Annotated in this window: 22 protein-coding genes; 1 reads left to right on the forward strand and 21 read right to left on the reverse strand. The window is 39.3% G+C overall.

The genetic code is table 11. The features are described from left to right. Nucleotides 1-57 precede the first annotated feature (57 nt). From pseG to NST34_RS29830, 21 genes are all read right to left on the reverse strand, one after another. Nucleotides 58-1,128: a UDP-2,4-diacetamido-2,4,6-trideoxy-beta-L-altropyranose hydrolase gene (gene pseG, locus NST34_RS29730; RefSeq protein ID WP_341129306.1), complete on the reverse strand. Its 1,071-nt coding sequence runs from the start codon at nucleotides 1,126-1,128 to the stop codon at nucleotides 58-60. A gap of 159 nt (nucleotides 1,129-1,287) precedes the next feature. Continuing rightward, complete coding sequence (locus NST34_RS29735) at nucleotides 1,288-2,301, reverse strand: SDR family NAD(P)-dependent oxidoreductase (protein WP_341129307.1); 1,014 nt, start codon at nucleotides 2,299-2,301, stop codon at nucleotides 1,288-1,290. Continuing rightward, complete coding sequence (locus tag NST34_RS29740; RefSeq protein ID WP_341129308.1) at nucleotides 2,294-4,177, reverse strand: motility associated factor glycosyltransferase family protein; 1,884 nt, start codon at nucleotides 4,175-4,177, stop codon at nucleotides 2,294-2,296. Before NST34_RS29740 ends, NST34_RS29735 begins: the two co-directional genes overlap by 8 nt. Continuing rightward, nucleotides 4,174-4,770 (reverse strand): hypothetical protein, encoded by a 597-nt coding sequence (locus NST34_RS29745; protein ID WP_341129309.1) that lies wholly within the window; start codon nucleotides 4,768-4,770, stop codon nucleotides 4,174-4,176. The genes NST34_RS29740 and NST34_RS29745 overlap by 4 nt, the downstream gene beginning before the upstream one ends. Before the next feature lie 129 nt (nucleotides 4,771-4,899). Continuing rightward, nucleotides 4,900-5,715, reverse strand: a complete 816-nt coding sequence (locus tag NST34_RS29750) for a flagellin N-terminal helical domain-containing protein (protein WP_341129310.1) — start codon at nucleotides 5,713-5,715, stop codon at nucleotides 4,900-4,902. Nucleotides 5,716-5,938: 223 nt separating this feature from the next. Then, nucleotides 5,939-6,754 (reverse strand): flagellin N-terminal helical domain-containing protein, encoded by an 816-nt coding sequence (locus NST34_RS29755; RefSeq protein WP_341129311.1) that lies wholly within the window; start codon nucleotides 6,752-6,754, stop codon nucleotides 5,939-5,941. 208 nt (nucleotides 6,755-6,962) lie between these two features. Further along, complete coding sequence (locus tag NST34_RS29760) at nucleotides 6,963-7,778, reverse strand: flagellin N-terminal helical domain-containing protein (protein WP_341129312.1); 816 nt, start codon at nucleotides 7,776-7,778, stop codon at nucleotides 6,963-6,965. A gap of 114 nt (nucleotides 7,779-7,892) precedes the next feature. Further along, nucleotides 7,893-8,312 (reverse strand): hypothetical protein, encoded by a 420-nt coding sequence (locus tag NST34_RS29765; RefSeq protein ID WP_341129313.1) that lies wholly within the window; start codon nucleotides 8,310-8,312, stop codon nucleotides 7,893-7,895. Then, nucleotides 8,305-8,694 (reverse strand): flagellar export chaperone FliS, encoded by a 390-nt coding sequence (gene fliS, locus NST34_RS29770; protein WP_341129314.1) that lies wholly within the window; start codon nucleotides 8,692-8,694, stop codon nucleotides 8,305-8,307. The genes NST34_RS29765 and fliS overlap by 8 nt, the downstream gene beginning before the upstream one ends. A 17-nt stretch (nucleotides 8,695-8,711) precedes the next feature. After that, nucleotides 8,712-10,136 (reverse strand): flagellar filament capping protein FliD, encoded by a 1,425-nt coding sequence (fliD, locus tag NST34_RS29775; RefSeq protein ID WP_341129315.1) that lies wholly within the window; start codon nucleotides 10,134-10,136, stop codon nucleotides 8,712-8,714. Nucleotides 10,137-10,155: 19 nt separating this feature from the next. Continuing rightward, the gene (locus NST34_RS29780; protein ID WP_341129316.1) at nucleotides 10,156-10,530 is read right to left on the reverse strand and encodes a flagellar protein FlaG; all 375 of its coding nucleotides are present in this window, start codon (nucleotides 10,528-10,530) and stop codon (nucleotides 10,156-10,158) included. Between the two features lie 28 nt (nucleotides 10,531-10,558). After that, complete coding sequence (csrA, locus tag NST34_RS29785) at nucleotides 10,559-10,798, reverse strand: carbon storage regulator CsrA (RefSeq protein ID WP_341129317.1); 240 nt, start codon at nucleotides 10,796-10,798, stop codon at nucleotides 10,559-10,561. Further along, nucleotides 10,799-11,224: a flagellar assembly protein FliW gene (fliW, locus tag NST34_RS29790; protein WP_341129318.1), complete on the reverse strand. Its 426-nt coding sequence runs from the start codon at nucleotides 11,222-11,224 to the stop codon at nucleotides 10,799-10,801. Then, nucleotides 11,221-11,616 (reverse strand): DUF6470 family protein, encoded by a 396-nt coding sequence (locus NST34_RS29795; protein ID WP_341129319.1) that lies wholly within the window; start codon nucleotides 11,614-11,616, stop codon nucleotides 11,221-11,223. The genes fliW and NST34_RS29795 overlap by 4 nt, the downstream gene beginning before the upstream one ends. 38 nt (nucleotides 11,617-11,654) lie before the next feature. Next, complete coding sequence (flgL, locus tag NST34_RS29800) at nucleotides 11,655-12,542, reverse strand: flagellar hook-associated protein FlgL (protein WP_341129320.1); 888 nt, start codon at nucleotides 12,540-12,542, stop codon at nucleotides 11,655-11,657. A gap of 19 nt (nucleotides 12,543-12,561) precedes the next feature. Continuing rightward, the gene (gene flgK, locus NST34_RS29805; protein ID WP_341129321.1) at nucleotides 12,562-14,142 is read right to left on the reverse strand and encodes a flagellar hook-associated protein FlgK; all 1,581 of its coding nucleotides are present in this window, start codon (nucleotides 14,140-14,142) and stop codon (nucleotides 12,562-12,564) included. 37 nt (nucleotides 14,143-14,179) lie between these two features. Beyond that, nucleotides 14,180-14,689: a flagellar protein FlgN gene (locus NST34_RS29810; RefSeq protein ID WP_341129322.1), complete on the reverse strand. Its 510-nt coding sequence runs from the start codon at nucleotides 14,687-14,689 to the stop codon at nucleotides 14,180-14,182. A gap of 11 nt (nucleotides 14,690-14,700) precedes the next feature. Continuing rightward, nucleotides 14,701-14,985, reverse strand: coding sequence for a flagellar biosynthesis anti-sigma factor FlgM (gene flgM, locus NST34_RS29815; RefSeq protein ID WP_341129323.1), 285 nt, complete (start codon nucleotides 14,983-14,985; stop codon nucleotides 14,701-14,703). A gap of 102 nt (nucleotides 14,986-15,087) precedes the next feature. After that, a complete protein-coding gene (locus NST34_RS29820) occupies nucleotides 15,088-15,498 on the reverse strand; it encodes a TIGR03826 family flagellar region protein (RefSeq protein WP_341129324.1) in 411 nt (136 codons plus the stop codon). Between the two features lie 168 nt (nucleotides 15,499-15,666). Continuing rightward, on the reverse strand, nucleotides 15,667-16,224 hold the full coding sequence (locus NST34_RS29825) for a ComF family protein (protein ID WP_341129325.1): 558 nt from the start codon (nucleotides 16,222-16,224) through the stop codon (nucleotides 15,667-15,669). 257 nt (nucleotides 16,225-16,481) lie between these two features. Beyond that, nucleotides 16,482-17,273 carry a helicase-related protein gene (locus NST34_RS29830; protein WP_341129326.1) on the reverse strand — a complete coding sequence of 264 codons (792 nt, stop codon included), beginning with the start codon at nucleotides 17,271-17,273 and terminating at the stop codon, nucleotides 16,482-16,484. Between the two features lie 384 nt (nucleotides 17,274-17,657). Between NST34_RS29830 and NST34_RS29835 the strand changes: the two genes are divergently transcribed. After that, nucleotides 17,658-18,134, forward strand: a complete 477-nt coding sequence (locus NST34_RS29835) for a hypothetical protein (protein WP_341129327.1) — start codon at nucleotides 17,658-17,660, stop codon at nucleotides 18,132-18,134. Nucleotides 18,135-18,421 lie beyond the last annotated feature (287 nt).

The following is an 18,421-nucleotide window of genomic DNA, read 5'->3' on the forward strand; positions in this document are numbered from 1 at the left end:
TAACTCCTTTAACATTATCTCTTTAGATATATAATCATAGTTTTCATAATAAATTCATTAAATATTGTTATCCATAATCATTCTGGTTACACGTTTTACTCCTTGCCCATCAACTAGGTTCATAGCCTTCAGGCGTGTTTCTTCTGAAGTTCGTGATGAATTAAGAAAATCTAATAATTCGGCTCTAATTATTTGTTCACTCACAAACTTTGATTCCCCTAAATATCTATCAATATTATTTTTCTCACCATGTTGTGCCACACCTATCTGATTTTCTGCTATAGCTATAACAAGTGCAGGCAATCCCATGCAATATCTTTCCCAAGTCATAGTCCCTCCACCGCACACAGCAATGTGAGCCCTGGACATTTCTAATGCCATTGATGGTGGTTGAATTAAACATCTTACCTTTTTTAAACCCTTACATTTTTCTTGAATAGTTTTGATATTAGGATTAGCTCGTCCTAAGATAACCGTCAGTTCAAGTTCCTTATAATGGTCCAGTAATAATTCCAAAGCATTAATTACTTTCATAGTTTCGTTGGTAGGATCACTTCCTCCAAAACATATTAATATATTTGTTAAGATTCTTTTTGAAATTTGATTTTCAAACATCAAATTACGAACTTCTAAAAACTCTTCTCGTAATAAGGAATATCTAGACCCCAGAAGTTTCTTTGTTTCAATAGATATCAGGCCTTCGTATCTATTCTCAGGAGAATCATATTCGTTAGTATCTAATAATAAATCACACACATGTTGCCTATTAGCCAGATCATCAATAACCACTATTTTACCAAACGACTGCTTCATAACAGTCTCCCAGATATGATCAATTTGATAATTATCAATAATTAAGCAATCTTCATTAGAGATCTCATATTTTGATTGTAAAAATTTTAATATGTTGAATGCATCCATAACGCTTCCTACCATATGAGTTGAAGCCTGTTTATTGAAGGAATATCCTTTTTTATTTATCAAACTGATAAAATACTCTGGCATCTGCACACTTATAAAAATCACTTCATGTAAGTTTTTTCGTAGCTCATCAGCTAGTGTGAGACAACGTATAACATGACCTGTACCTATTTTTTCGGAAGCATCTACTCTAATGAAAATTTTCATCAAAAGTTTCTCTCTGCAACCCGTATTTTATCTCGTTCTATATGGGCGCTAATTTCTGTTATATAAGGGTTATGTGGCTGCAAAGTTACCAAAATTTTTACTACTTTTTTCAAACAAATAGCCCCTTTTCTTTAATCTGCTTATATTGCTGTAAGGATATCAAAGTAATAGTTTTTCATTATTTAATAACGATAATAAACCTTGGTGACTCAGCGGAACTAGACCATGTGAACTATAACTCTGTCTTTTAGCTTTTTTCGCTTCAAAATAGTTATGTTTTTCAATAAACGAGTTTCTAATAATGAACATCTCATTTGTCTCCAATGCATGTACGGACTCTTCTTCTGTCATTAACTCCTCATACATCTTCTCACCAGGGCGCATCCCGATTTCTTCAATAATGATACCGTTTGAATCAATGCCTAATTTTTGCGCGGAATTCTCAACAATAATATTGGCCAGATCTATCAACTGAACAATTGGCATCTTTAACACAAATATTTCTCCACCTTGTACTAGCTCCATGGCTTTTAAGGTTAATTCAGTTGCCTGTCTTAAACTCATCATAAAACGAGTCATTTCTTTACAAGTCACTGTGATCTTTCTTTTCTCTTCAATTTGCCATTGGAAAAGCGGAATTACAGATCCCCTCGAGCCCATTACATTGCCAAAACGAACAGCAGCAAACTTAGTTTGCTTAGAACCTGCTTGATACTGTGCAGCTGCGACAAGCCTTTCTGCCATTAACTTAGAAGCCCCGTAGGTATTGGTAGGGGAAATTGCCTTATCTGTACTTGTAAAAATAACCTTCTTAACATCACATGCTAAAGCCGCTTGAATCACATTCTGCGTGCCAAGTATATTTGTCTGTACCGCTTCAAAAGGGTTATATTCACACGCAGGAACATGCTTCATAGCCGCGGTGTGAAACACATAATCGATATCCTGCATTGCTCTTTCTAAACGATTATAGTCACGAACATCGCCTATGAGATACCGAATATTGCTAAATTCTTTATATTCCTGCTGTAGCATAAATTGCTTATATTCATCCCGGCTAAAGATACGAACGACCTCAGGATTATCTATGAGGATTGCACGCAACAGACTTTGTCCGATTGTACCTGTACCACCAACTATTAGAATCTTCTTACCGTTAAATTGTCTACCCATGCATTGCCTCACTCATTTCATCTATCATACTATCTAAACGTTTCATAGCATCGCTTAATGTGCCTATTAATTCAGGGGTAAACTCATCCATTGCCCTAACTAGTTCACCCAAATGCTCCACAATCAGCCTCGACTTATCACGTACATTTTCAGTTTCAACGATCGTAGATACAAACTTCATATAACTGTTAGTATGATGTTTTAAGGAGAAAGAATATAACGTGATAAAAGATTGTTGGCGCGTAATTCGAGTCCACAATTTATCGATCTCAACTAATCTACTCGAAATTGTATTAATACTACTATTGACTGACATACCAGCCATAGCATCTAACTTTATAATTAACTTCTTTATTCGCTTTCCAGTATCATTGGTTTCTTTCAACAACACACGATATTCCATTTGTAATTTAATTAAATTTGCTGCCTTTTCTTTATTCGTCAAGTGCAATAATAACTCATTCACATCAAAATCTCTGTTTGGTAAATCTGTCCATCTCTCAGACATTTCATCCACAGGGACCCACTCTGTTCCTTCTATATGTGCTCCATGTCTTGAGGAATTTATCACTTTAACTCCACTAAAGTTAATTAATTTTATCTGAAGCTCCATATCATTTAACGTAACTTTCATTTTCAATGAAGTAGAGTTAAATCCTCCATCTACATTAGGTACCAATTCATTAGCCTCTTCAAGTAGTTGAGCGCTTTGCTCCTTTGTGGCATGTCTCACACCTGATGAATAAATCTGTTTATCTGGATAAGAAAGATCTTGACCCATCAGAATAATCTCAGATGCTCCCATATATTCAGCAATCTGAAGTACTGTGCCAGTTACTGATGTTGTTGATCTAAATACAGGAATATCCTCTTTATCAACAAAATTCGGCGTAATCGAATCTGAACTTAGTCCTGCTGCAATTAATGGGGCTTTATAATGTTCTAGTATATTATAATTAATTTGTGGACTATAAAGCAGTGCTACTTTACTTGTATCTATATTCTCAAACACTCTGTAGTTTGGTAGTCCTCCATCAATAGAGACGACTATATGTGGAATAACCCCATGATGTTCGAGCGCTTGTATGCTTGATCCTGCTGCAATAATTAAACATTTGGACTGTAAATCATGAAGATAAGAAATGTCATATTGCAATGAGGGTCCCGAGCCCACAATAATGACTGGTATGCCTATAGCAATTTCTTTTAGCTTTACAGCAGGAGTGCTCATCACAACATAAGGCAAATTAAATAAAATATTTTGTACCCATTCACTCTTGAAATTTTTTAAGGTAGCTTGATTGGATAGTTGTGTACTAAGTGCCTCTTTGACCTTAGATTGAAGGCTATTGATTGTCGACTCATATAATTTCCTATATATTGGAGGAGCAATTATACTCAAAGAATTATTAGCATATTGGGAAATATGCATAGTCAGCTGAGTTTGCAATAAGTCAAACTCCCCAACAACAACAAATCGAATTCTTTGATCCTTTAGAACGTTCTGAACATCTCTAGAATTTACCCAAGCATTAAATATGCTAACTTCAGGCTCATAAACATATATACTAGTTGCTTTCGTGTTCTCTAGTAATTGCTCTAAGTAGTACCCTAGCCCACACCCAATAATTAGAAGATGCTCTACCTGAAGCTGTTCAGGCCCCAAAGATAATACCCAACGTTTAGCTTCTTCTGTAGCATTATATTTACTATGCAAATAATGTTGTTTATCATCCTTTAGTAAAATTAGATTAGGCTCTTGATTTCTAGTTTCACTGAGTTCAGATCCATCATACATAATATTTTCTTTTATGATCTGCATAAATTCAGGATAACTAGTCTTTAAAAACGTTGAGTTCTTTTCGATAATATTCATGATAACTGAACCTTTGACTTTCCAATCTCAGTATTATATTTATCCAATAAAGGTAATAATTCGTACTTAAATAGATCCGCAACAGCTACCAAATCATCTTCAGTGAGATTAGCATCAAGATCTTTTACGATATTCTCAAGATCAGAGCAATAATTACTAATAATAATATTGTTCAATATATCAGAGCTATACAATATCTTCAAAAATTCAAATGAACTTGCAATCCATTGTAGCCCTTCTAAACCTGTTGCTAATTCCCCCCAGAGTTCATTAGACATATCTCCATACATCCGATCAACTATAGTTATCATCCCAGGAATGAATTTATTTAGATATTGAACAAGTTGCTCTTCCGTTTCGTTTATACTATCAAAACGTGACATTGTATGAATATGGATATTTTCAATCTCCTGTATGTGATGTAGAATATACTGCTCATATTGGTTGTATAGAACTTGACCATCGATATCAACACAATAAATCAGGCGTTCCGCTTGGTAAATTTCGGTGGTAAACTCTAACCAAATTTTATTGAATTCTTCCCGTAATGGAGAGGATATAATTTCTTTTTGCTCATCAATTGTTATTTTCATCTATTTCACACCTTATTTATGATATTCTTATTATCATTTATATCGGTCTTACAACAATGGCATTGTATAGAAGGAAAAAAAAATAAGCCTCCAAAATTTGGAGACTTATCGTTCATACTCTCGAAATTATTATCCCAACAGCTTAAGAACTGATTGTGGTGCTGAGTTAGCTTGCGCCAACATTGCAGTACCTGCTTGAACCAAGATTTGGTTCTTTGTGAATGATGTCATTTCAGTAGCCATGTCAGCATCCTTAATACGGGAATTAGCAGCCGATAGGTTCTCGGAGGTTACACCCAAGCTGTTGATCGTGTGTTCCAAACGGTTTTGGTAAGCACCAAGCTGAGCACGGTTAGTAGATACTGAATCAATTGCCGCTGCAATTGCAGACATTGCTGCTTTAGCAGAAGTAACATTGGTTACAGAAATCTTATCAATTTTCAATGCAGTAGTACCATTTTTAGACAAATTCACTTTAAGAGTCTCTGTCTTAGAAACACCAATTTGGAAATCAACTGTACCTGTAGTGTTCAACAAGTTCACACCATTAAACTTAGAGTTTTCAGTTACACGTCCAATTTCAGTAAGTAATTGTGTTACTTCCAGTTGAAGTTTCTGACGGTCTGCAGTCACATACGTACCATTCGCTGATTGGTTAGCAAGTGTGTTCATACGTTGCAGCATGGAGTGAACTTCAGTCAAGTCACCTTCAGCGGTTTGTAAGAAGGAAATACCATCTTGTGCGTTACGTTGCGCTTGATTCAAACCATTGATTTGGTAAGTCATTTTCTCAGAAATAGCTAAACCAGCAGCATCGTCAGCCGCACGGTTGATGCGGTAACCGGAAGACAATTTTTCCATTGTCTTACCCATTTGTGTATTGTTGAAACTCAGGTTGCGGTTAGCGTTAATTGCACCAACGTTTGTATTAATAAACATACCCATTGAAATCATCCTCCATGATTGGTTTAATAGCGACATCCTTGTGGCCTATTATATATATCGGCGAATCTATTACTTTCAATTAGTCTTTTTTTAAATATTTTCTAGAGGAAATAGAACTATTTTTTTCTATTCAGATAAAGTGATATCTATGTAAAATCTACTTAAACTCAAAAAAAATAAGCCTCCAGACTCAGGAGGCTTATCTTGTGAACCTTTGAAAATATTATCCCAACAGCTTAAGAACTGCTTGTGGTGCTGAGTTAGCTTGCGCCAACATTGCAGTACCTGCTTGAACCAAGATTTGGTTCTTCGTGAATGATGTCATTTCAGTCGCCATGTCAGCATCCTTGATACGGGAGTTAGCAGCCGACAAGTTCTCAGAAGTCACACCCAAGCTGTTGATGGTGTGCTCCAAACGGTTTTGGTATGCACCGAGCTGCGCACGGTTAGTGGATACTGTATCGATTGCCGCCGCAATAGCAGACATTGCATTTTTAGCACCAGCAACACTAGATACAGAAATACCACTTACATTCAAACTCTTCACGCCGTTGTTAGACAATTGTACAGTAAGAGTCTCTGTCTTAGAAACACCAATTTGGAAATCAACTGTAGCCGCTGTGTTCAACAAGTTAACACCGTTAAACTTGGAGTTAGTAGTTACACGTCCAATTTCAGTAAGAAGTTGTGAAACTTCCAATTGAAGCTTCTTACGGTCTTCAGTTACGTACGTACCATTCGCTGATTGGTTAGCGAGTGTGTTCATACGTTGCAGCATGGAGTGAACTTCAGTCAAGTCACCTTCAGCTGTTTGCAAGAAGGAAATACCATCTTGTGCATTACGTTGTGCTTGGTTCAAACCGTTGATTTGGTAAGTCATTTTCTCGGAAATTGCCAAACCAGCAGCATCGTCAGCCGCACGGTTGATTCGATAGCCGGAAGACAACTTTTCCATTGTCTTACCCATTTGTGTATTGTTGAAACTCAGGTTGCGGTTAGCGTTAATTGCGCCAACGTTAGTGTTAATAAACATACCCATTGAAATCATCCTCCATGATTGGTTTAATGGCCACATCCTTATGGCCTATTATTTATATCGGTATTTCCATTATTTTGTTTAGACTTTTCGATTATCTTTCTGGATGAAAGGCCATCTTTTCGAATGATTAAGTTAGAATGTTATTGGTATATATAAACTAAAAATAAGCCTCCAGAGTCTGAAGGCTTATCGTACGATCTCAAAAATATTATCCCAACAGCTTAAGAACTGCTTGTGGTGCTGAGTTAGCTTGCGCCAACATTGCAGTACCTGCTTGAACCAAGATTTGGTTCTTCGTGAATGATGTCATTTCAGTGGCCATGTCAGCATCCTTGATACGGGAGTTAGCAGCCGACAAGTTCTCGGAAGTTACACCCAAGCTGTTGATGGTGTGTTCCAAACGGTTTTGATATGCACCGAGCTGAGCGCGGTTAGTTGAAACCGTGTCAATTGCTGTTGCGATTGCAGACATTGCTGCTTTAGCTCCAGTAACAGTAGCTACAGAAATAGCGTTTACTCCCAATTTCGTCGTACCGTTATCAGTCAGTTTCACAGTAAGTGTCTCCGCTTTAGAAACACCAATCTGGAAATCAACAGAAGCAGAAGCATTCAACAAGTTTACACCATTAAATTTGGAGTTAGTAGTTACACGTCCAATTTCAGCAAGCAGTTGTGTTACTTCCAATTGAAGCTTATCACGGTCAGCAGTTACATACGTACCATTCGCTGATTGGTTAGCGAGTGTGTTCATACGTTGTAGCATGGAGTGAACTTCTGTCAAGTCACCTTCAGCTGTTTGCAAGAAGGAAATACCATCTTGCGCATTACGTTGCGCTTGGTTCAAACCGTTGATTTGGTAAGTCATTTTCTCGGAAATTGCCAAACCAGCAGCATCGTCAGCCGCACGGTTGATGCGGTAACCAGAAGACAATTTTTCCATTGTCTTACCCATTTGCGTATTGTTGAAGCTCAGGTTGCGGTTAGCGTTAATTGCACCAACGTTTGTGTTAATAAACATACCCATTTGATATCATCCTCCATGATTGGTTAGTGGCCACGTCCTTGTGGCCTATTGTATATATCGGTGAATTCAATATTTTGTTTAGTTCTTTTTTCGAATATTCTTGCGAAAAACAAACTATTTTTTTTGATCAAAATAAAGTGGGATTTGATCAGAATTCTCCATGCTATAGTATGCATTCATTAGCTTGCGCTGTGATCTAGCATGCATCAAATCCGTCCCTACATGACCCGTTGACTGCTCCAGAAGACTTTTTGTTTGATCCACACTTGAAGCTAGCTTTTGGACGAGTTTGACGAGATCCTTCGAATCGTCTAAATATTCTGGCATCACCGAAGAACTCAAAATATTTTGAACCCTATCCATTTGTTGGGTGTATTGATTCCATTGTTGTATTGATTTATCAAACAAGGATGCCACGTTCTCATTCTCCTCGTCAGATAACAATAACAGTTGCGATTCAGAACATTCAATTAATCTCAACAAAAGTTCACGCCTTTGTTGAATTAACGAACGGTATTCGTCAACTTCACCCAAGTGTACCACCCTTTCCAATCTCCACCCACGCAGAACGTAATTCCTGTAACAATGAGATTACTTCATTAATCGGTGTTGACTGTTTTTTAATATTACCCTCAATTAATCGGTCTATCATATAGAAATACAATTTCTTTAGATTAGAAGCAATCTCTCCTCCCTGCTTCTCATTGAGAGAGGACAACAGCTCATATACTATATCTTGTGTCTTAGTGACATTAAAATTCGCTCCTGCAATATCGCCATTATCGATAGATTCTTTTGCTTTGCCCGCAAATTTAATAGCCCCATCATAAAGCATCAGGGTTAATCGATGTGGAGATGCGGTCTGGAATTTATTCTTCTGGTACGCTTGATAACCAGCTAAATTGGGTGATGCCATTCAAATTAGCCCCCTACTCATTTATCTGAAGAGCCAGTGATACTTTTCAGAATGTTAGATACATAGTCTGACTGACTCTTCAAGCCAGATAACATGACTTCCATATTTGCATATTTTCTCTCAAGTGCTGCCTTCTTCATATCCAATCGATTACTCATACCGGTAATTTGCTCACTTAGAAACGTAATATCTGAGCTATATCCTTTAATTTTCATTGTGATGAGTCCATCAACACTATCAGTCCATACTTTCAGGTTATCTTTAAACAAATCAGCCATTCCAACATTTCCAATGGAACCGGAAGATGAACCTGTCAACAATTTTTTTACAGCTTCGGGATTAGCCAGCATCTTCTCTTTAAATAGAGTACTATCAAAGGTGATATTACCTGTCATCAACGATGCTGAAGTGACTCCTTTATCAATCTCTATTCCTATATCCGAAAGAATATTAGGGAGTTTAATATCTCTATTCGGATCAGTACTTCCTATTACTTGTTGCATCCAACCGCCCAACTGAGTTTGCATATCACGCAATAGTGAATCACCCATTAATGTCAGTGAAAGTGACCCATCACTATTTTTAGTTGAGGCCTTCGTATTGTCACGAATAGTCTTGACTATATCATTATATGCCGAAACAAAAGTCTCTATTTTTTTAGTTATTCCGGAAACATCTTGTCCAACTTCAACTGTTGAAGAACCAACACCTGTAAGTGTTAATTTAACGCCTTCTATGGCATCTTCAACTGTATTGGTTGAGCTAATAATGTCAATTCCATTAACTGTAATTTTAGCATCCATCGCTTCTTGCTTTTCCACGAATGCCCAATTGGAATCTAATTGAGCGATATCAACTTTATTAGCTGTACCAAAATCAGAAGCAGTCAGTACTAAACTCTTTTTTCCACTTTCAGTTTGGATGACCGATGCCTTAACTCCTGTGCCGGTTAAACCATTAATCGCATTAGAAATAAGGGATAAAGCATCCCCCATTGTTGTATCACTTTTAATTCCAATGCTTGTCAAATCTATGGATTGACCTTTAATTGCGAATGTAGTAGGAAGCCCACTCGCAGCAAATGTTGTAGATACATCTATACCTTTGCTCGCTACGACATGCTTCTGAGCCAAGTTTGCAACTGTAACAGAATATGACCCTGCTGATGATTTATCTCCAACCGTTGAGGTTGATAACGTACTAGCGTTCGAACTAGTTGCAGAAAATGCATTATAAGTGGAAAGATCCGACAATGCCGTAGCCGCATCTCTTAGAGTAGATGTCTTATTATTGAGTGCTGTGAAGAAGTCTTTATAAGCCGTCGTGACTTCCTTTTTAGTTGTAAGATTATTTAAGGGTACCTTTTCCTGATTCATGATTGCAGTAATTAATTTACTGGTATCCAAGCCTGAACCTGATAATCCTGATATTCCTAACGCCATTCCTGTCACCTCAAATTCATTAAATTTTTTTATCGAAGAACATCCCCACGATCTCCTTCATTTTCAGAGATAAATCGATCAAGAATTCTGGAGGAAGACTGTTTAGAACTTCCTTTGTATCCGAATTCAGAACCTCTACATAAAGCTGATGCGCCTCATCATTATATTTAAACCGAAGCTCCTTACCTGAGCTAGCTATGGATTCATTCAATTTCTTGATTTGCTCATCTAGCTTAGTCTGTTCCACTTTTGTCTGTTCATTATATATGGTCGATTTCTTCTCTATTTCTTGCGATTGAGAGTCAAATATGGATGGTACCGGATTTATTCGATTTACAGCCCCAATACCGCTGACCTTATCCGTTTGTGTTACATCTATACGGTTAATATTCATATCCCTAACCTACCTTCTTCAAAATGATTTACATTTTAAATTTTTTTAGCAGATTAAGGATTTGATCTGGTTGTAGTTGTTCTTTCTGTACCTTAGCTGCCATATTCTCGACAACAATACCTTCATACAGCTCTTGCCTCAAAATTTGAACATCTTTAGGAGCAAGGAACCCAATCTTGATTTGATCACCATCAATACCCAAAATTTGAATTTGAATTTTGTCACCGATCATAACAGTTTCACCGACTTTACGCCTCAGCACCAGCATTTAGTCGTCCTCCTTGTGAGAGAGCGGATAACGAATTGGGAGTTCTTGATCCTTAATAATATATTGACATCCTTTTAAGGAGTGTGGAGACAAAAGTATTGGCGCCATGAGATTAACAAATAAATCTTCTCCTTGGATATTAACCACCAGCATCACACCTACATCTTCCGATGTCTCTAAGGAGAGAAGTTCAATAATCTCGTCTGTTATTCGAAAGCCGTAATCGACAATGGCCAACTGAGCAGGCAACAATAGAAAACTCACATCTTCATCGAGTCCATGCAATACGAAAAAAGACGTTCCCTCCATAGGAAACAAAGCGTACTGTTTAATGTCTAAAATACCTAAGAGTCCCGCTTCGAATGAATAAATTTGATCCTCTTTCAGGTTAAGAACACCATAGGTCTTACTGTTAATCTCCATCATCTTGGCAGTACTCCCCTTGCATCAACTTGAATTTCAGGAGCATGGATGCGAAAATCAATATATACACCCTGACGAGGTAGAGCTTCCAACGTGATTTCCTTCTGCCCTTTCCTCATATAACGGTCATGTGCAATAGCACCAAATACATTTTTTTCTCCAGAAGATATATTCGCAATGCGATCTCCCTCTTGTGCCTTAATGGAAACATTTTCAATCGCTATACTACGATTCTGGTTCGCCAAATCTCTCATCAACGACTGTGGCCGTTTGAGATCCAAATCATCGAATACGGTTGTCCAGTCCGTTACCAATTCAGCAGGGTGCAGTTGGACTGTCAGTTCTGCAGGAATATACTTGCCCCATGACCCTGAATCAATTCCGCTAATTCCCACATAACCCTCTCCTTCGACATAAATCAAGGTTCAAACATTTAGTTCAAGAAATTAAGTAATGAGGATTGCATAATTCTAGCACCAGTGGATAACGCAGACTGTAGCACAAGTTCTTTCGATTTCAAATCCGTAATTGCTTGAGCAACATCAACTTCCGCAACATTTGCTCGCATTTCTTTTAGACTGACCTGTTCGTTAGTAATACGTGTCTCCATAAGTGAAAAACGGTTGGAACGCGCACCAATTTCAGCCCATGCGATGGACAATTTATCAGCAACAGTATCAATTCCATTTAAGCTATCACTGATCCCTGCGGCATTATTGCTATCCAATGCAGCAGCAAGATCGTCAAGCACCTTAAATGCATTATTTGTCCCTGCTCCACCGAATATCTCTTCCCCTGTAATGCTTACTGGAACCTTCACAGCAGGACTAACGTAAAGATAAAGTACACCAGGATCGGTACTATCAGTCGCTGCACCATTCGTAGTGTAGGGAGCTTGATCAGATTTTTGTCCATTAAACAAATAATTTCCATTATATTTGCTGTTACCTATTGTCACGAGCTGTTCTTTCAGCTGTTTAATTTCAGCAGAGATCGTTAACCTTTGTTCAGCAGAGTAAGTACCGTTAGAAGCCTGCAAAGCAAGCGTTCGTGCGCGTTTCAGAACGTCATTTGACTGTTGGAGCAGAGAATCCATAGTACTTAAAATCTCGCCACCTGTTTGTGTATTGCTTAAAAACTCGTCGCTACGCGCCAAATCGGTATCATAACGCATTTGGTATCCGAGTCCAATAGGATCATCACTAGGTTTCGTAATCTTTTGACCAGTAGCCAGCTGATTCTGGCCTTGGGTTAGGCTTTGGTTAATTTTCTGCAAATTATTCATTAACTGCATACTTTGCATCGATCCTGTTACTCGCATTTTTTCATCCTCCTAATATCTAGCGGCCAACAGTTCCCATGCCGTTAATTACCTTGTCAAGCATTTCATCAAATGTCGTCATTATTCGTGCAGCAGCATTATAGGTTTGTTGAAATTTAATCATGTCCGATAATTCTTCATCCATAGAGACACCACTGACAGATTGTTTTTGGGATTCTAATGAATTTGTTAGACTTGTTTCGTTATTGTAATTACGTTCAACATTCTGAGCACGAAGTCCAAGATCTGCAGTAAGTGCTCTGAAGAAATCGTCCGTTGTACCTTGTGAAAGTGATGTCAAGTTGTCCGGAAACTTAAACACCGCATCTCTCAATCCCACGAGCGCAATTGCCATATCACTATTACCACGAATGGTCTTATTAACTCCATTGACGGTCTCATATTTGGAGGAGGCAGCAATCTTATCTGTATTCTTCGCTAGCTCAGGATTTAAGGTAATGTTATCTATTGTAATCTCATTGCCACCGTCCTTGGCGACAAAAAAAGGAAGTCCCGAAGTAGCCGGATCTGACAATGTATAACCCAGTGCATGCAAACCGTTGAAACCATTAACTTCTACCTTCATAGGAGAAGTGATCTCTGATCCAACTGGGATCATTTGCCCTGCGATAATCGTCGATCCATCCTTCAAGGTTACATCATTCAGTGCTGTCATTGGAGAAGAGGTTACATATCCATTATCCAGGGAAACGGTGATTTTACCTGAAACTAGTGTCTTCATCATACCGTTCAATTGATTCCGTATGGTATCCGCTTCTTGCAAAGACCTGATATATCCTTTTAATTCTCCCGATGCTGCATTTTGTGCATCCCCAGCTGTTAAAGGAGTCGTAGGGTCAATCCCATTAACCACACTAACACCAGCTGCAGTAATGCTGACCATTCCGGCTTCATCCTCAGTTACCGTGATGTCAACGATTTTGGATAATTGGTCTATTAACAAATCTCGCTGATCTCGGTAATCATTGGCATGATCACCAAAACTCTCATTGTCTTTTACCATCTTGTTTAGCTTAGTAATGTTTTCGATCATATCATTTGCTTGAATAACTTTTTTATCAATATTAGATGCGGTATCTGTAGTTAAATTCGTGAGGGAATCACTGATGTGTTTTAAAGTATCTGCTAGATTCTGAGCTGTACCTGCGACGGCAACTCGCGCACTCAATAATGAAGGATCACGATTCAATGTTTCCCACGAGTTCCAGAAGTCATCCATCACTGTACTGAGTCCACTACTTGAAGGCTCATTAATGATGTTCTGAATCGCAACCATAGATGTATTAAGAACTTCGGCTGCACCAAGTTCCTGATTCTCACGGCGAAATTGAAGATCCAAATAACTGTTTCTAATACGGGTTATACTATCATATTGAACCCCTGTTCCCAGTTGCCCAGCTGCCTCACTTTTTGTGAATCCCAGTGCCCATATTGGTCTTGAGGCTGAAATATTCACTCTCTGACGGGTATAACCTTCTGTGTTTACATTAGATATATTATGGCCCATAGTTTGCAAGCTTGTTGTAGTCACGAATAGCGCCCTTTTACTTGTCTCAAGGGTATGAAATGTAGATGTCATTGAGGAACAACTCCTTATTTAGGTCTAGCTATATATGTTAAGCTCTGGCATCAAAAATCCCATTTCGTTGAGGACCACGTGCAGCAGTTGATTGTGTATCGGGGCGTTTATAGACGGCTTCATCCTCATCCCCACCTATAAAAAGATTAAGGGAATAGTCGACAAAAGAGAGAGATTGGGAGATTAAAAGCTGATTTAATTCGTTTACTTCTTTTAATTTTCCAAGCAGGGTTACAAGTTCTTTTCGGGCAGCCAAAAGCCTGCTTTTATCTTCTGGATCAAATACTAATCTCGATAACTCAGATACAGTTAATTCCAAGCGAGATTTTATGCCTTTCTCTTGCATTAGCTCATGCCCAACAGTCTCTCGGACAGCTTCCTGCTTCTCAATTTCCTTAAGAATTCTGGATTCTTTAGACATCGTGAGTGTTATCTCACTTAAATTATTGTTAACGATGGCCTGTGTCTTACTCTCTGCGGCCTCTAAAAGCTTCTCATGCAGTTCAATTAATAATTGTATCGATTCAAGTAACCTTTGAATAGACATTTCTAATCCACCTAATTTCCCTGAAACTCTTTGAAGTAAGGTAATAGCTTCTCAGCAAGATCTTTTGCATCTACCTGATAGTTACCCGTGGAGACCTGCTGCTTCAAGCTATCGATCTTAAGTGCACGTTCAGCATCATTACCAGAATTCTGTGCTTGCAAGAGCTGAATTGCTTCATCAGAGATCGAAACCTCATCCTTGCGTGAACTTTTCTTCATTTGTTCCTGCCTTTGCGCATCCGCGCTGCGTTGATACGGATTCATCGCGTTAATTCGTCCGGTCTCGTTAATTTTCATAACTTCACCTTCCTTCTAATATAAAAAAGCCGATAATCTTTACTAAGTTTATCGGCGTAGACTGAAACATACTTTATAGCTGCAAACGTTTTTTTGCAGATTTTATAGGCCACGCAATTTGTCTATTGCACGATATGCACCGTCTGTTGTCTTTTTGGTAGTATCCTCAGCAGCACTTTCCTTTGCAGCATTGGAGAGATCCTTCCTGAGCCGAGTACGACAACTATCACACATATGCCCATCGCGAATCAGCGTTCCACATACCTCGCAGGGATACATCATATTAGGAGCATTTGCTATAGATATCCGGCCCTCTCGAATAAAGCGGGTGATCTCCTTTATCGAAATTTCCGTAGCATCGGACAGCTCTTGAATGTTGGTTCCTTTGTTCTCCCGCAAATAATCCACGCAGATCTCATATTCATGCTCCAGCTCTTTGATGCAGGGCTGGCACAACCCCATAAGATTCTTAACAAACAACCGGCCGCACCTTGGACAATTGTCTAGATTCATAACAAGCAGCCGCTCCTCTCCGTACATTCTGTACAACGCATAATATCCTTATGCTCCTAGATTACATGATTGCAAAGAATTCGTCTATGGGACGGAAGAAACGCTATTACGGGCATGGATCTCTTCAAAAAGTGAATGGGCTGTTCACAATCATGCATTTCGCTCTCCTCAGGAACGTGCCCAAGTTAGGCTATACACCTCTACCGTATAACCATAATCTGCACCCATTTGTTGTATGATCTCAGCGCACGCACGAATGGTACTACCCGTTGTATAAATATCATCAACAATAATAATCCGAAGAGGACGATTTAGAGATACCTCACTATTCATCCAATCCGCAAATTGTGTTGTTACTGCCGGATTCTCCGCAAAAGCGTGCTTCATATCCGTTAGTCGTTCCGCTCGGCTCTTAAAACTCTGTTTTCCCGTATGATGTGTACGGATTAGCAGCGGAAGCTGTGGGACCTTTCTACGTCTAGACAGCACATCCGCCAATCTTTCCGCTTGATTAAATCCTCGCTCCATAAGCCGGGCATCACTGACAGGCACTGGCACTAACAAATCAGCAGACCAAGAACGATGGATGATAGATGGTTTTCGGGATAAAAGAGCGCTCTGCTTCTCTTTTTTTAGGGTTAGATAGGCTCTATCCAGCATGAGGCCTAGTAAAGGGGCATACCGTTCATTCCCGCGATATTTATACTGACCCAACCATTCTCGCATAACACTAGTGTAGGCCACTGCACTCCGATTACAAATAATCGGTGACGGTTCAATACTGCGGGTACAGTCAGGACAGCCCACATGCCGACCACAATTCAAGCAGCGTGGGGAGCGTATCCAAGGAATGGATTCTACGCAATTCCTGCAAATTCCAGGAAATTGTGAGGATCCTGTATTGCGCCTCCCACAGGTTAAGCATGGAGTTACGGAAGGGGACAAGAGTGCCTGAGATTTAGTTAACCATGAGAACAGAGAGCTCATCTCGGCGCCTCCTTGCTAATGTATCCTTTGCGGCGAGCGATGATGTTCATAGTACGGATTTGGGAGATCGCTCCTCGCTGTGATCGGGTCCATTGGGGAGAGGCAAATACAACACGCCCAGCAGGATCATCCTTTGATCGCCCGGCACGTCCAGCCATCTGAACCAAGGAGGCTTCGTCAAAAAGATCGCTATCCGCATCCAAAATAAATACATCGCTGCGTGGGACTGTAACTCCTCGTTCCAGAATCGTAGTCGTTACTAATAGGGAGATAGCCCGGTCGCGAAAAGCAGTTACCTTCTCTGCCCGGAAGGAATCTTTGGAGGAAGTACCCTCGATAACTACGCCGGGAAAGCTCCGACGAAGCAGAACCAGTAATCCTTCAATATGTGCAATACGCGACACAAAACAAAAGATTTGCGCCTCGCGCTCGAGCGACTTACGAAGCGTATGTATGATCGATCTAGGTAAGTTCCCACGCTTTAGGCATGTTTGAATGGATATCATACTCAGGTGCTGCGGCACAGGCAAAGGATGACCATGGAAGCGGACAGGCACTCTGGCATGTGGAAGTCTGCCTGACCGGACCAACCGCTGCATTTCATGTGGTGGAGTGGCTGATAAGTAGATAAAAGAGCCATCTACCTTACAGGCTTGTTCTGCGGCATAAGCCAACATAGGATCATTGTGGTAGGGGTACGCGTCCAGCTCGTCTATGATAACGAGATCAAAGCCTCGATGGAAGCGCAGCAGCTGATGGGTCGAGACTCTATACCCAAATTTCCTCATTGAATATTTTGGACATATAATTCTTTGACGAAAAAAGTGGAGATTTACGTTATTATCGGACAAAAATTTTAAGTCAAAATAAATCCACCAATGATTTTTTTAGTTGGACATTTAATGTAGCTAATTCTAAATACCAATAAATTATTGCGCTTCTTGGATTAAATAAGAACTCATATCTCCATTTTGTATGACTGGGCAACTTATTCCCGACTCTATCCACGCTTTATCCACAAACCGCGACAACCATACATAACCACATAATAAAATAGCGCAAGGTCTTCGATTCGCACTAAATCATGAATTAGGTCATTTGGTGATACATCGTTCCCTGCCGAGCGAACAAGAATATATTGAAGACCAGACAGACCAATTTGGATAATGAGGATGAAGGAAGAAATCGCTACCATCAACGATAATAAATACATTAAGGAACGAGACTCTTTAGAAACAAATGTAAAAGGGAACCCGGTTGGCCTTGTTAATTATTTTGATGAATTCTCTAAGTTATTGGAAAAGGACAATCGCCAAGGGATACTCAATTTGGCCAAAGACGTCATGATTATTCATTACCGTTTACTTAGCAAGGTGGCTAATCAAGAAGAAAACTTACAATTGGCAGAACTAATCGAAAAAGATCATAAATTCGAAAGTGAACTCATTAATAAAGAACAAGAAATCAAAGATCTGAAACAGAAATACGAGAAAAAGCTACGCGATAGCGAGAATAAGTACTATAAGTTAGCTGCGTGTGCATTAGGAGGCTTTAAAGAAGTCGGGTTAGAGAATGTACGTCAAATAAAGCCGTTTAAGGAAAATAAAGAACATGCAGCCCAACTAGTACATGATGGCGTAAGTAAGTAATCAGGCATGTTAAATCTTCAGCAGCTTCCCATCAAATTTCCATTTGAAGGGTTTAGCCAAGTGAGTATTATAGTAGGCGATGAATTGGGAAATGCGTTCCTCCAATGCTTCTTTGGATGCAAAACTGGAGCGTTTGTTTAACAAGCGCCGAACCAAAATGGAAAACCAGCATTGTAGAATAGGCGCGACCCGACCCATCCATGAAGGATAGTTTGACGGTCGCGCCCTTCCCATCGCCTTGCTTCTCCCGTCTCATGTCAGATATTTCTAACATAGCGGAAATTCTT

Source organism: Paenibacillus sp. FSL H7-0714, assembly GCF_038003765.1.
Taxonomy (GTDB): Bacteria; Bacillota; Bacilli; order Paenibacillales; family Paenibacillaceae; genus Paenibacillus_AQ.

Bases quoted from the DNA above. Each gene is read 5' to 3' on its own strand.
- csrA (WP_341129317.1), bottom strand. From the start codon at position 10,798: ATGCTGGTGCTGAGGCGTAAAGTCGGTGAAACTGTTATGATCGGTGAC.
- pseG (WP_341129306.1), bottom strand. From the start codon at position 1,128: ATGAAAATTTTCATTAGAGTAGATGCTTCCGAAAAAATAGGTACAGGT.
- fliW (WP_341129318.1), bottom strand. From the start codon at position 11,224: ATGATGGAGATTAACAGTAAGACCTATGGTGTTCTTAACCTGAAAGAG.
- fliS (WP_341129314.1), bottom strand. From the start codon at position 8,694: ATGGCATCACCCAATTTAGCTGGTTATCAAGCGTACCAGAAGAATAAA.
- fliD (WP_341129315.1), bottom strand. From the start codon at position 10,136: ATGGCGTTAGGAATATCAGGATTATCAGGTTCAGGCTTGGATACCAGT.
- NST34_RS29780 (WP_341129316.1), bottom strand. From the start codon at position 10,530: ATGAATATTAACCGTATAGATGTAACACAAACGGATAAGGTCAGCGGT.
- NST34_RS29755 (WP_341129311.1), bottom strand. From the start codon at position 6,754: ATGGGTATGTTTATTAACACTAACGTTGGCGCAATTAACGCTAACCGC.
- NST34_RS29750 (WP_341129310.1), bottom strand. From the start codon at position 5,715: ATGGGTATGTTTATTAATACAAACGTTGGTGCAATTAACGCTAACCGC.
- flgM (WP_341129323.1), bottom strand. From the start codon at position 14,985: ATGAAAATTAACGAGACCGGACGAATTAACGCGATGAATCCGTATCAA.
- NST34_RS29810 (WP_341129322.1), bottom strand. From the start codon at position 14,689: ATGTCTATTCAAAGGTTACTTGAATCGATACAATTATTAATTGAACTG.
- NST34_RS29825 (WP_341129325.1), bottom strand. From the start codon at position 16,224: ATGCGAGAATGGTTGGGTCAGTATAAATATCGCGGGAATGAACGGTAT.
- flgK (WP_341129321.1), bottom strand. From the start codon at position 14,142: ATGACATCTACATTTCATACCCTTGAGACAAGTAAAAGGGCGCTATTC.
- flgL (WP_341129320.1), bottom strand. From the start codon at position 12,542: ATGCGAGTAACAGGATCGATGCAAAGTATGCAGTTAATGAATAATTTG.
- NST34_RS29830 (WP_341129326.1), bottom strand. From the start codon at position 17,273: ATGAGGAAATTTGGGTATAGAGTCTCGACCCATCAGCTGCTGCGCTTC.
- NST34_RS29760 (WP_341129312.1), bottom strand. From the start codon at position 7,778: ATGGGTATGTTTATTAACACAAACGTTGGTGCAATTAACGCTAACCGC.
- NST34_RS29735 (WP_341129307.1), bottom strand. From the start codon at position 2,301: ATGGGTAGACAATTTAACGGTAAGAAGATTCTAATAGTTGGTGGTACA.
- NST34_RS29820 (WP_341129324.1), bottom strand. From the start codon at position 15,498: ATGAATCTAGACAATTGTCCAAGGTGCGGCCGGTTGTTTGTTAAGAAT.
- NST34_RS29740 (WP_341129308.1), bottom strand. From the start codon at position 4,177: ATGAATATTATCGAAAAGAACTCAACGTTTTTAAAGACTAGTTATCCT.
- NST34_RS29835 (WP_341129327.1), top strand. From the start codon at position 17,658: ATGAAGGAAGAAATCGCTACCATCAACGATAATAAATACATTAAGGAA.
- NST34_RS29745 (WP_341129309.1), bottom strand. From the start codon at position 4,770: ATGAAAATAACAATTGATGAGCAAAAAGAAATTATATCCTCTCCATTA.